The organism is Streptomyces montanisoli (assembly GCF_017813245.1).
Taxonomy (GTDB): Bacteria; Actinomycetota; Actinomycetes; order Streptomycetales; family Streptomycetaceae; genus Streptomyces; species Streptomyces montanisoli.
Map to the genome: position 1 here is coordinate 1 of NZ_JAGIQL010000177.1, position 12,014 is coordinate 12,014.

Annotated in this window: 8 protein-coding genes and 1 pseudogene; 5 read left to right on the top strand and 4 right to left on the bottom strand. The window is 74.5% G+C overall.

Going from position 1 to position 12,014, the window contains the following annotated elements:
* Together JFN87_RS28190 and JFN87_RS28195 are read right to left on the bottom strand one after the other, a co-directional pair.
* A partial coding sequence (locus tag JFN87_RS28190; protein ID WP_209344501.1) for a glycosyltransferase family 2 protein occupies positions 1 to 3,343 on the bottom strand: 3,343 nt, incomplete at its 3' end.
* 324 nt (positions 3,344 to 3,667) lie between these two features.
* Entirely contained in the window at positions 3,668 to 3,931 is a 264-nt protein-coding gene (locus JFN87_RS28195; protein WP_030742398.1) for a WhiB family transcriptional regulator, read from the bottom strand.
* Between the two features lie 944 nt (positions 3,932 to 4,875).
* On the opposite strand from JFN87_RS28195, the gene JFN87_RS28200 reads away from it, so the two are divergent.
* Genes JFN87_RS28200 through JFN87_RS28210 form a run of 3 tightly spaced genes read left to right on the top strand, consistent with a single transcriptional unit; the run spans position 4,876 to position 7,736 of the window.
* Positions 4,876 to 5,427 (top strand): cysteine dioxygenase, encoded by a 552-nt coding sequence (locus JFN87_RS28200; RefSeq protein WP_209344503.1) that lies wholly within the window; start codon positions 4,876 to 4,878, stop codon positions 5,425 to 5,427.
* A 12-nt stretch (positions 5,428 to 5,439) separates the two neighbouring features.
* Positions 5,440 to 6,396 (top strand): 2-phospho-L-lactate transferase, encoded by a 957-nt coding sequence (gene cofD, locus JFN87_RS28205; RefSeq protein WP_209344505.1) that lies wholly within the window; start codon positions 5,440 to 5,442, stop codon positions 6,394 to 6,396.
* A complete protein-coding gene (locus JFN87_RS28210; RefSeq protein WP_209344507.1) occupies positions 6,393 to 7,736 on the top strand; it encodes a coenzyme F420-0:L-glutamate ligase in 1,344 nt (447 codons plus the stop codon). The genes cofD and JFN87_RS28210 overlap by 4 nt, the downstream gene beginning before the upstream one ends.
* A gap of 739 nt (positions 7,737 to 8,475) precedes the next feature.
* Here the strand turns inward: JFN87_RS28210 and JFN87_RS28215 are convergent.
* Together JFN87_RS28215 and manB are read right to left on the bottom strand one after the other, a co-directional pair.
* Entirely contained in the window at positions 8,476 to 9,444 is a 969-nt protein-coding gene (locus tag JFN87_RS28215) for a DNA-3-methyladenine glycosylase family protein (protein WP_209344509.1), read from the bottom strand.
* Between the two features lie 103 nt (positions 9,445 to 9,547).
* On the bottom strand, positions 9,548 to 10,630 hold the full coding sequence (manB, locus tag JFN87_RS28220) for a mannose-1-phosphate guanylyltransferase (RefSeq protein ID WP_209344511.1): 1,083 nt from the start codon (positions 10,628 to 10,630) through the stop codon (positions 9,548 to 9,550).
* A gap of 162 nt (positions 10,631 to 10,792) precedes the next feature.
* Between manB and JFN87_RS28225 the strand changes: the two genes are divergently transcribed.
* Complete coding sequence (locus JFN87_RS28225) at positions 10,793 to 11,545, top strand: TIGR03089 family protein (protein ID WP_209344513.1); 753 nt, start codon at positions 10,793 to 10,795, stop codon at positions 11,543 to 11,545.
* A 131-nt stretch (positions 11,546 to 11,676) separates the two neighbouring features.
* Positions 11,677 to 12,014, top strand: a pseudogene (locus JFN87_RS28230) (hypothetical protein); the annotation flags it as partial.

Consider the following 12,014-nt stretch of genomic DNA (forward strand, 5'->3'; position numbering starts at 1 on the left):
GCGTCTCCTGCGCCGCTGCGGCCGCGGCCTCCGCCTCGGCGGCGGCGCGCAGCCTGCGCGCCCTGCGCCCGTCGCCCTCGAGCGCCTCCGGCGGGATGGCGGCCAGGGTCTCGTCCGGGAGGTCGTCCTCGATGTCGGTGCGGCGGCCCGGCAGGGCGAGCACCAGCAGCACGAGGCCGAGCAGCCCCTGAAGCCACACCCACGCGGTGTGCGTGATCGGCTCGTCGTACGTGAGGTCGAGCCTGCCGCCCTGCGCGGGCAGCGTGAAGCCCTGCGCCCAGCCGTCGACGGTCGTCGCGCCGAGCGGCTTGCCGTCCAGGGTCGCCTTCCAGCCGTCCGAGGCGCGGTCCGCGATCCGCAGGATCCGGCCGTCCTGCCCGGCGGGGATCTTCGTGTGCGCGTCGACCGGCGAGGACGCGACGGAGACGGGCGCGGCCGTGTCGCCGGTGGAGCCGTCCTGCGAGGAGGAGGACGGCGGGACGATCATGACGCGGGAGACCTGCTGGTCGACGCGCCACAACTCGCTGCCGTCCAGCTGGCTGAGCCTGGTCAGGCCGGGCGTCGCGTCGAGTACGCGGCCCATGTCGTGCGGTGCGCCGTCGCGCAGCAGGACGTAGCGGATGGCGAAACCGCGCAGCTGCGTGGTCTGGTCGGCGCCCGAGCCCGCCACGAGGTTCGCGACGACCTTGTCGAGGCGCGGGTCGTCGCCCGCGGCCCTGGTCAGTTCGGCGTCGCCGAGCCTGCTGCCCTCGCCGCGCACCAGCGTGTACGCGACGGATCCGGGTGACGTCCCGCTGAGGACCAGGGTGCGCGGCTGGTCGGACGTGGTGGACTCCTCGGCGACGAACGCCGGCACCTGGCTCGGGTCGGTGCGCTGGAGCGGTCCTGCCGCGCCGGTCGCCATCCAGGTGAACGCGGCGACGAGCGGTGCGACGGCGGCGAGCAGTGCGATGAGCGCGGCGACCGGCTGCCGCCAGCCGAAGCTCATCTCGGCGACGCGCAGGCGGGCGCCGTCCGCGCCGACGAGGGCGGCGGCGAGCAGCGCGACCGCGTAGACGAGGGTGGCGGGGCCCGCCCAGCCGTCCCGGTTGGAGGCGACGGCGAACAGCAGCGCCACGAGGGCCGCCGCCCATGCGGTGCGCACGGCGAAGGCGCGCTCGTGGCGCAGCAGCGCCGCGAGGGCGGCGAGTACGACGCCCATCATCAGCAGGCCGCCGGTGGCCTTGGGCCCGCCGGGGTCCATGCCGAGGAGGTCGAGCGCGGACGCGGCGCCCGCGTCGAAGTCGAGCCCGGCCTCGCGCAGGAAGTCGCGGGGGCTGGTGAGCAGCGTCAGCGACCAGGGCGCGAGGAGCACCATGGGCGTGCCGACCGCGGCCAGGACGCGCGGCCCGTAGGCGGTGATCTCGCGGCGGCGCAGGGCGAGTACGGCGAGGGCCAGGACAAGCGAGAGCGGCCACACGACCGGCGTGAAGGCGGTGGTGACCGTGAGGAGGAACGTGTACGCCCAGGTGGCGCGCCAGGTGCCGCGCCCGGTGCCGCGCAGCCCGTAGGCGGAGACGGCGGCGCGCGCGGCCACCGGCAGCAGGATGGCGAGGACGGCGGTGCCGAGCCGCCCGGTGGCCAGCGCCCCGGTCACCGCGGGCAGGAACGCGTAGACGACGGCGGCCCAGGCCCGCAGCAGCCGGGAGGGCACGAGGGACCTGGACGCGAAGTAGGCGCTGACGCCCGCGAGCGGCACGGAGCACACCAGCAGCACGGTCAGCGCGAGCCCGGTCGAGCCGAGGAAGACGAAGGAGAGGCTGGCGAGTATCGCGAGGTACGGGGGTGCCGTCTCGGTGCCGCCGGTGCCCGCGGTGTGCCAGGCGTCCGCGTACCTGTCCCACAGCGCCGACACGTGCGACGGCGCGGGCAGCAGCGCGCCGCCCGCCAGGGAGCCGCCGGAGAGCAGGGCGCGGCACGCGACGATCGAGAAGACGAGCAGGACCGCGAAGAGCACGGGGCCCGGCCTGCGCGCGAGCTTCTTCAGCCGCGCGAACTGCTCGATCTCCATGTAGTCGGCGTCTTCGCCGCCCGGGCCGGACTCGACGACGCCGTGGCGTGAGCCGCCCGTCTCGGAGTCGGAGGCTCCGCCGGCGCCGAGGCTCGCCGCCGCCTGTTCGACGGTGGCCCTGATGGTCGCGCCGGGCGGCGGGAACAGCGGCCGCAGTTCGGAGAACTCGGTGGTGGCCCCGGCGCGCGTACGGCGTCCGCCGAGGATCCTGCCGGGCCGCAGCAGCGTGCCGGACAGTCCCATGACCTCGTCGACGGCCTGGACCGGCGCCTTGGCGAGCAGGTAGCCGAGGGTGCGCAGCAGGGTGCCGACGACGAGCCGCAGCATCACCCAGGGCAGGGCGGAGCCGCGGGCGTTGACGAGCATCGTGTAGACGGCGCCCGCCTTGTCGACGCGGTGCGGGTTGGTCGCGGAGCGGCCCACGCAGTCGACGGTGCGCCGCTCGCGTGCGGCGGCCTCCGCGTGGCGCATGACGGCGTCGGGTGCGACGAGGACGCGGTGTCCCGCGGAGTGCGCGCGCCAGCACAGGTCGACGTCGTCACGCATGAGGGGCAGGCCGCGGTCGAAGCCGCCGAGTTCGTCCCAGACGTCGCGCCTGATGAGCATGCCCGCGCTGGAGACGGACAGCACGGTGCGTACCTGGTCGTGCTGGCCCTGGTCCTGCTCGCGGCGGTCGAGCCCGGTCCAGCGGCGGCCGCTGTTGGCGATGGAGACGCCGACTTCGAGCAGCTGCCGCCTGTCGTACCAGCCGCGCAGCTTGGGCCCGATGACGGCCGCGTACGCGTCGGAGTCCGCGACCCTGAGCAGTTCGGCGAGCGCGTCGGGCGCGGGTGCGCAGTCGTCGTGGAGGAGCCAGAGCCACTGCACCGGTTCGCCGTGCGGCAGTTCGGGCATCTCGTACGCCTCGTCGTGCCAGGTGCGCGTCTCGGGGTCCCAGCCGCTCGGCCGCCTGAGGTAGGGCAGGTCGTCGGGGGTCAGGACGGGCGCGGTGCGCACGGCCTCCTCGACGGCGGTGCCGAAGCCTGACCTGCGGGCGAGGTGCAGGACGCGCTCGGAACCGAACGCCTGCTCCAGCAGGTGCGCGGAGTCGTCGGCGCTCCCGGTGTCGGCGGCGACGACGTTCTGTACGGGCCTTTCCTGGCCGGCGAGGCCCGCGAGTGCGTCGGGCAGCCACCGCGCTCCGTCGTGCGAGACGAGGACCGCGGTCACCACATGGCGCGGGTACTCGGGGGGTGTGGCGGGCGCGTGACCGCCCGCGGTGGCGGGCACGAACGCTGCGGTGGTGGCGGACATCGAGGTGAAGGGCCCTCCGGCCGGGGGTCGCGCCCTCCATGGGGCGCTGAGCGTCTGGGACGGGCCACCACACTAACGGTAGGGGCCAACCCTGAGCGCGGAGTGGCTGATGCGGCCCGGGCGGGCGCAGCGCAGCGGGACGCGGCGGCGCGTGCCGGGGTGGTGGCGGGCCCGACGACGACGGTCCGCCTCCCGCGCGGGGAGCGCGCGGCGGGCGGACCGTGGTTCGTGGAGCGGGCGGGCGGTTCGTGCGGGTCACCTGCGCGGGCGCCCGGGCAGCGGCCGGCCGGCGGGGAGGGCAGGGACGGCGGCCGGCGCGGTGGCTCAGATCGCCGCCTTCTTCAGGCGACGCCGCTCACGCTCCGACAAGCCGCCCCAGATACCGAATCTTTCGTCGTTGGCCAGGGCGTATTCCAGGCACTCCGACCGGACTTCGCAGGCGAGGCAGACCTTCTTGGCCTCCCTGGTCGAACCGCCCTTCTCCGGAAAGAAGGATTCCGGATCGGTCTGTGCGCACAAGGCGCGCTCCTGCCAGCCGAGTTCCTCTTCCGCGTCCTCGACCAGCAGTTGCTGGAACAGCTCGGTCATGTGCGCCCCTCGTCTGTCTTCGCGTCCCCGTGGTGTTGTGGCCGCCAGTCCTTTTCGGCCGAACGACACGAGTGAAATTACAAGTGTGGTGCTGCGGGCCAGTCAAGCGAAGGTCTGCTATTGGACCCGGTATTCACTCTGCGGAACCAAGGCTATGCGGTAAGTGTTCAAATCAGCAAAAACCTGACACATGCCACTGGCCTGCCCGCACCCATCACGGCGCGGCTGCCGTCACTCCGAGAGACGTCGCCCGCGACCTCGCGGTTGAAATCCGGCCAATAAAGCGATCCGGATCACAACCCGGTCACGGACACCCGACGGGGCCGACGAGCACGGTTGCTGCGCCATGTCTCCCGACCTCGGCACCTCCAAACCTGAGAGCGGGAGAAGCAACCGGATGAGGTGAAGCATTACGGCCAAACCGGTCATCGAGTTGACATCCCGGGGACCGATTCGCCACCTTTAGGGCATGCCAGCGACCCCTTCGCGCCTCGCGACCCACCTCCGTGGACACCGCAGTGCTGCCCAGGACCGCTGTCGCTGTCGCCGCCCGAGCCGTTCTTGCTGCCAGGGCCGCCGCCGAGGCTGTTGACGCCCGCCGGGCTCGTCACCTCGCCGCCCGTCTCTCGCTGAAGCGTTCGAAACGATCCGGACACGGCCCGACCGGGCCGCGCGACCACCGTCGCACCCCGCCGGTTCCCGTTCGGCCTTCCCCCCTCCCCGCTGCCGGCTCTCGCGCCGGCAGGCCGGTTCACGCGAATCCCGCGAAGCCGCCATTCTTCCGTTCGCCCACCCCCGCGAGCGGAACAGCACGATCAGTCGGATGAATAGTTCCGTAAGAAAATCATTCTTCTTCTGACGTTTTTCTGCACAACTCCTGCCGGTTTCTTTACCGGCTGCCGACTTCCCAGCCGCCCGCTTCTCACCAAGGGACCGCACGCTCGATGAACAGCGACAGTGACCTCCAGATCGCCGGGGATCTCTTCGAGGTCGAACACCTGCTCATGCCGGTGCGCGAGCACCCGGGGACCGTGGCCGAGTTCGCCGGTCTTGCGCGCACCCTCGCCGCGGACCGGGCGGCGTGGGAGCCGCTCGTGCGGTACGACGCGACCACCCGCTGGTACCACCGGCTGCGCACCGGCCCCGGCTACGAGGTGTGGCTGCTCTCGTGGGTGCCGGGGCAGGGCAGCGGGCTGCACGGCCACGGCAGGTCGGCCGGCGTCCTGACCGTCCTCGCGGGCGAGCTGACGGAGCGTACGGGGGCGCCGGGGCAGCCGCGGCACACGGACCGGGCGCTGGGGCCCGGCGCGCAGCGCGTGTTCCCTCCCGGCTACACGCACGCCGTGGTCAACGCGTCCCTCGAACCCGCGGTGAGCCTGCACGTCTACTACCCGGGGCTGACCGAGATGCCGATGCACGAGCCGCCCGCGGCGGGGCACTGCGCCGCCGCGCGGCCCCTCCCCGCCACCTCGCGCGAAGGGGCCGCCTCCGGCTGACACACTGTCCCCATGCGCATTGTGGTTCTGGCCGGAGGCATCGGCGGTGCCCGCTTCCTGCGCGGCCTGAAGCAGGCCGCGCCTGACGCGGACATCACCGTGATCGGCAACACCGGCGACGACATCCATCTGTTCGGGCTGAAGATCTGCCCCGACCTCGACACCGTGATGTACACCCTCGGCGGTGGCATCAACGAAGAGCAGGGCTGGGGGCGTACGGACGAGACCTTCGCGGTCAAGTCCGAGCTCGCCGAGTACGGCGTGGGGCCCGAGTGGTTCGGGCTCGGCGACCGCGACTTCGCCACCCACATCGTCCGCACGCAGATGCTCGGGGCCGGGTACCCGCTGAGCGCCGTCACGGAGGCGCTGTGCGCCCGCTGGCAGCCGGGCGTCAGGCTGCTGCCGATGTCGGACGACCGGGTCGAGACCCATGTGGCGGTCGACGTCGACGGCGAGCGCAAGGCCGTGCACTTCCAGGAGTACTGGGTGCGGATGCGCGCCTCCGTCGAGGCCAGGGCCGTCGTTCCCGTCGGCGCCGAGCAGGCCAAGCCCGCGCCCGGTGTGCTGGAGGCCATCGGCTCCGCCGACATCGTGCTCTTCCCGCCGTCGAACCCGGTGGTGAGCATCGGCACCATCCTCGCCGTGCCCGGCATCCGGGAGGCGATCGCGGACGCGGGCGTCCCGGTCGTCGGGCTCTCCCCCATCGTGGGGGACGCGCCGGTGCGCGGGATGGCCGACAAGGTGCTGGCGGCCATCGGGGTCGAGGCGACGGCCACGGCGGTCGCCCAGCACTACGGCTCTGGGCTGCTCGACGGCTGGCTGGTGGACACCGTGGACGCCGCGGCGGTGCCGGACATCGAGAGCGCGGGGATCCGCGCGCGTGCGGTGCCGTTGATGATGACAGACCTGGACGCGTCGGCCGCCATGGCGCGCGAGGCGCTGACGCTCGCCGGGGAGGTGCGGGCGTGAGCGCCGGCGCGGACGGTGCGCACGCCGGCGCCGCGTACCGGGTGCGGGCGCTGGGCGCGGCCTTCCCCGAGGTGCGTTCGGGCGACGACCTCGCGAAGCTGATCGCCGCGGGCGCGGAACCGGGGCTCGCGGACGGCGACATCCTGCTGGTCACCTCGAAGATCGTGTCCAAGGCCGAGGGCAGGATCGTCGAGGCCGACGACCGCGAGGCGGCGATCGACGCCGAGACGGTGCGGGTCGTCGCGCGGCGCGGCCCACTGCGGATCGTGGAGAACCGGCAGGGGCTCGTCATGGCCGCCGCCGGGGTCGACGCGTCCAACACGCCCCCGGGCACGGTGCTGTTGCTGCCCGAGGACCCGGACGCGTCGGCACGCGCGCTCCGCGCGGGGCTGCGCGAGGCGCTCGGCGTCGACGTGGGCGTCATCCTCACGGACACGTTCGGACGGCCCTGGCGCAACGGCCTCACGGACGTCGCGATCGGCGCGGCGGGCGTGCGGGTCCTCGACGACCTGCGCGGCGAGCGCGACGCGCACGGGAACCTGATGTCCGCGACCGTGGTGGCGCTGGCGGACGAACTGGCCGCGGCGGGCGACCTCGTGAAGGGCAAGGCCGCGGGGATGCCCGTCGCGGTGGTGAGCGGTCTCTCCCACCTGGTGGCGACGGCCGCGGAGGCGGGCTCGGAGCCGGGCGCCCGCGAGCTGATACGCGTCGCCGCGGACGACATGTTCCGGCTCGGCACGTCGGAGGCGGTCCGCGAGGCGGTCGGACTGCGGCGCACCGTGCGGGAGTTCACGTCCGAGCCGGTGGACGGGAGCGCGGTGCGCCGCGCGGTCGCCGCGGCCGTGACGGCGCCGGCGCCGCACCACACGACGCCCTGGCGCTTCGTGCTGCTGGAGACGCCCGCCGCCAGGACCCGGCTGCTGGACGCGATGCGGGACGCGTGGATCGCGGACCTGCGGCGTGACGGCAAGTCGGAGGAGTCCGTGGCCAAACGCGTACGCAGGGGCGAGGTGCTGCGACGCGCGCCGTACCTGGTCGTGCCGTGCCTGGTGATGGACGGCTCGCACACGTACGGGGACGAGCGGCGCGACGCGGCCGAGCGCGAGATGTTCGTGGTGGCGATGGGCGCGGGGGTGCAGAACTTCCTTGTGGCGCTGGCCGGCGAGCAGCTCGGGTCGGCGTGGGTGTCGTCGACGATGTTCTGCCGCGACGTGGTGCGCGACGTGCTGGACCTGCCGGCGCACTGGGACCCCATGGGCGCGGTGGCCGTGGGCCGCGCCACGAGCCCGCCGCCGCCGCGGGGTGAGCGGCCGGTCGAGGACTTCCTCACCGTCCGCTGACGCCGCACCGCGCGTCCCGGCCCGGCCCCGGGACCGCACGCCTGCGCGGCCCCTGAATGCGGCCGGGCGCGAGCCACCGGCGCTCGCCTCGCACGGGGCTACGGGACAGCCAGGGCTGCCCGGCGCCGGACGCGCGGCCGGAAGGGACGAGCTGGCGGGCGCTGCCCCGTGCGCCGGCGGGCGCGCGACCGGAAGGGCGGGCTTCCGGCGCCGCAGTGTGCGGGCTACGGACACAGTCCGAGGCGCGCCAGCGGGCGCAGACCTGTCGCGCACGACGTAGCGCAGCAGGGCACGGGCCGACGCGCGCCGCCCGTCCCGCGCTGAGCGCACGACCGGAAGGGACGGGCTACTGGGCGCTCCCCTGTGCACCGCCGAGCGCGAGGCCGGAAGGGGCGGGCTACCGGCGCCACAGCGTGCGAGCTGCGGACACAGGCTGAGGCGCGCCAGCGGGCGCAGACCTGTCGCGCACGACGCAGCACATCCGTGCGCGGGACGGGGTGCACCGCCCCGGCCAGGACCACGGGACGCCGCCGGGCGCAGGCCACCGGCGTCCGCCTTGCGCGGGGCTGCGCGACACAGACAGGGCTGCCCGGCGCCGGGCGCAGTCCGAGGCGCGCCAGCGGGCGCAGACCAGTCGCGCACGGCGTAGCGCAGCAGGGCGCGGACCGACGCGCGCCGCTCTGCGAGCGGGCGCGGGGCGCGGCCCCGTGTGGGGGTGATGTGGGGGGCGTCGCGCGTGTCACCACGTCGTGATGTCGCCGACCTGCATGCGCGGGGCCCTCCTGCTCGGGGTTCTTCCGCTGAGCAGGATCAGGCGGACCGCACGGTGGCGCTGGCCCGCGTACGGGGCCAGCAGTTCCAGCATGCGGGCGTCGTCGGCGTCGCGCTCGCCCGCCAGGACGTGGCCCACGATGCCCGGCAGATGCAGGTCGCCCACCGTGACCGCGTCCGCCGCGCCGTTCGTGCGCTGGACCACCTCCGCCGCCGTCCACGGGCCGATGCCCGTGATCAGCTGGAGCCGCCCCGCGGCGGCCGCCGGGTCCATCGCCGCCGCCTCCTCCAGACGCGCTGCCACCCGCACCGCTCGCAGGATCGTGGACGAGCGCTTCTCCTCGACGTTGGCCTTGTGCCACTCCCACGACGGGATCCGCGCCCATGCGCGCGGTGCCGGCATCACGTACAGGCCCTCGGCCGGGCCCGGCGCGGGCTCGCCGTAGCGGCGCACGAGCGTCCGCCAGGACCGGTAAGCCTCGATCGTCGTCACCTTCTGCTCGAGCACCGACGGGATCAGCGCCTCCAGCACGAGGCCCGTGCGGCACAGCCGCAGCCCCGGGCGGCGGCGGCTCGCGGCGAGCACCGCCCTGTGCCGCGGCACGAACGCGGCGGGGTCGTCCGACTCGCCCAGCAGCTGCGGGAGCCGGTCGAGGAGCCAGTCAGCCCCCTCGCCCCACGCCTCCGCCTCGACCGCGTCGCCGCTGTGGACGAGCCGGATCGTGGCCGTGCCCGCGGGGGTGCGGCTCGCGCGCCACACCGCGCCGTCCCCGGTCTGCCGGAACGTCGGGTCGGCCGGGCCCCTGCGCAGCGGCCCGACGACCAGGCCGAGGTCGTAGGGTCCTTCGGGCGGCGTCCACCGGCGGCGGGGGCCGGGTACGGCCGTGGGACGGATCCGCAGGGCCGATCCCTGGCGCTGGGCGAAGCGGCCTGCCATCGGTCCTCGGGGTCCTCGGGGTGGGTGGTTGCGGGCGGGGCGTCGTTACCGGCGTCGTGCCGTTACCGGCGTCGTGCCGTACTGAGGGTACGCACCCAGTCGTCTACTCGTCCGACGAGAACCGGATCGCCGCCGCCTCCACGCGGGCCCCGCACCACACCCTGACCCCGCCGCGCAGCTCGTTGTCCGGGCCCACGTGCGCGCCGTCGCCCACCACGGCGCCGTCGAGCACCGTACGGGCGCCCACCCGTGCCCCCCTGCCGATCATGGAGTCCGTGATCACCGCGCCGGGTTCCACGACGGCGCCGTCCAGCACCGTGGAGCCGCAGATCCGCGTGCCCTCGCCGATCACCGCCCCCGCGCCGATCACCGTCCCGCCGGTGAGCTTCGCGTCCACGGCGACCTCTGCGGTCGGCAGCACCAGGCACTCGCCGCACGTGCCCGGCACGGCCGGCGAAGGCGCGCGGCCGAGCACCAGGTCCGCCGAGCCCCGGACGAACGCCTGCGGCGTGCCGAGGTCGAGCCAGTACGTGGAGTCGACCATCCCCTGGAGGTGCGCGCCGTCCGCGAGCAGGCCGGGGAACGTCTCGCGCTCCACGGACACCGGCCGCCCCGCGGGGATCGTGTCGAGCACGGACCTCCTGAAGACGTACGCGCCCGCGTTGACCTGGTCGGTGACGATCTCCTCCGGCGTCTGCGGCTTCTCCAGGAACGCGGTCACCCTGCCCGTGGAGTCCGTCGGCACGAGGCCGAAGGCGCGCGGGTCCTCGACGCGGGTGAGGTGCAGGGAGACGTCGGCGCCCGACGAGCCGTGCGCGTCGATGAGCGCCCCGATGTCGAGGCCCGTCAGGATGTCGCCGTTGAAGATCAGCACGGGCTCGTCGGGGCCTGAGTGCAGCCGGTCCGCGACGTTGCGCAGCGCGCCGCCCGTGCCGAGCGGGTCGACCTCCGTCACGTACTCCAGGTGCAGGCCGAGTTCGGCGCCGTCGCCGAAGTACGGTTCGAAGACCTCGGCGAGGTACGACGTGGCGAGCACCACGTGGTCCACGCCGGCGGCCCTGGCGCGGGCCAGCTGATGGGTGAGGAAGGGCACGCCCGCGGCCGGGACCATGGGTTTGGGCGTGTGCACGGTGAGGGGCCGCAGCCGCGTCCCCTTGCCACCGACCAGGAGAATCGCTTCGGTCACCTGTCGTCTCCGCTTCCTGCCGTGGTCGCTCGTGGGCGCTTCGTCGCCGCCGGGCGCTTCATTCGTACACCGGTACCTATCATTCCGATCACCGGATCATCAGAATCATCCGGATCACCGCGTCCCCGCGGCCAACGCCCCGTACGGCGTACGCTTCCCGGCGTGAACGCCAGCGACCGCACCCCCGCCGACCTCCTGCGTTCCGCGCTCGCCGCGGACCCGGCACGTCCCCTTGTCACCTTCTACGACGACGCGACGGGCGAGCGCGTTGAGTTGTCCGTGGCGACTTTCGCCAACTGGGTCGCCAAGACGGCGAACCTCCTCCAGGACGACCTGTCGGCCGCCCCGGGCGACCGGCTCTCGCTGCTGCTGCCCGCGCACTGGCAGACCGCGGTGTGGCTGCTCGCCTGCTCGTCGGTCGGCGTCAGCGCGGAACCGGGCGGCGACCCGGCGTCGGCCGACGCCGTCGTCAGCGGCCCCGACACGCTCGACGCGGCACGTGCGTGCGGCGGCGAGCGCCTGGCCCTCGCGCTGCGCCCGCTGGGCGGGCGGTTCCCCGAGCCGCCCGCCGGGTTCGCCGACTACGCGGTCGAAGTCCCCTCGCACGGCGACCGGTTCGCCCCCTACGCGCCGGTCGACCCGGCGGGTGTCGCGCTGCGCGTCGGCGGCCGTGAACTGACGGCGGCACAGGTCGTCGAGCAGGCGACGGCCGACGCGGCGGAACGCGGACTCGCGCCGGGGTCCCGGCTGCTGTCCGCGCTGCCGTACGACACGTGGGAGGGGCTGTCGGCCGGCCTGTTCGCGCCGCTGGCGGCGGGCGCGTCCGTGGTGCTCTGCCGCAACCTGGAGAAGCTCTCCGCCGAGGGCCTCGCGCAGCGCGTGGCGAGCGAACGGGTCACTCACCGCACGGTGTGAGCCGTGGCGGCGGCGGCCGCGGCGGGGCGATTCGTACGGACGTGCGCACAACCAACGCGGCGTTTCGCCCGTCTATCGGTACGACCGGCGGCACTCGACGCCACCGACGCCAGCGAGGGGTGGACGCAGACGTGAGCGAGAGTGCCGGAGCCACGCCGGACGGCGGCGACGACGCCGCCGGCGCCGAGGCCGCTGCCGGCGGCTCTGACATCGATGCCATAGCCGAGCCCGGCGCCGCGGACGCGGCGCCGGGCAACGGCACGGCGAACGGCGCCGCCGCCCCTGAGGACACGGCCCCGGCCGGGACTGACCCGGCGCACGGTCCGGACGCAGACGCGCCCGAGTCCGCGGCGGACGCCGGCGCCCCAGTCGCGTCAGACGCGGATGCACCCGCCGAGACGGCCGGTTCGGGCGCGGCGGACGCCGCGGCTGGCGCTGCCGTCGGCGTTGGACGCGGGCGGCTGTTTCG

What these genes read in the sequence shown, in the direction of transcription:
- JFN87_RS28195 (WP_030742398.1), bottom strand. Translation starts at nt 3,931, where the DNA reads ATGACCGAGCTGTTCCAGCAACTGCTGGTCGAGGACGCGGAAGAGGAA.
- JFN87_RS28200 (WP_209344503.1), top strand. Translation starts at nt 4,876, where the DNA reads ATGAACAGCGACAGTGACCTCCAGATCGCCGGGGATCTCTTCGAGGTC.
- cofD (WP_209344505.1), top strand. Translation starts at nt 5,440, where the DNA reads ATGCGCATTGTGGTTCTGGCCGGAGGCATCGGCGGTGCCCGCTTCCTG.
- JFN87_RS28215 (WP_209344509.1), bottom strand. Translation starts at nt 9,444, where the DNA reads ATGGCAGGCCGCTTCGCCCAGCGCCAGGGATCGGCCCTGCGGATCCGT.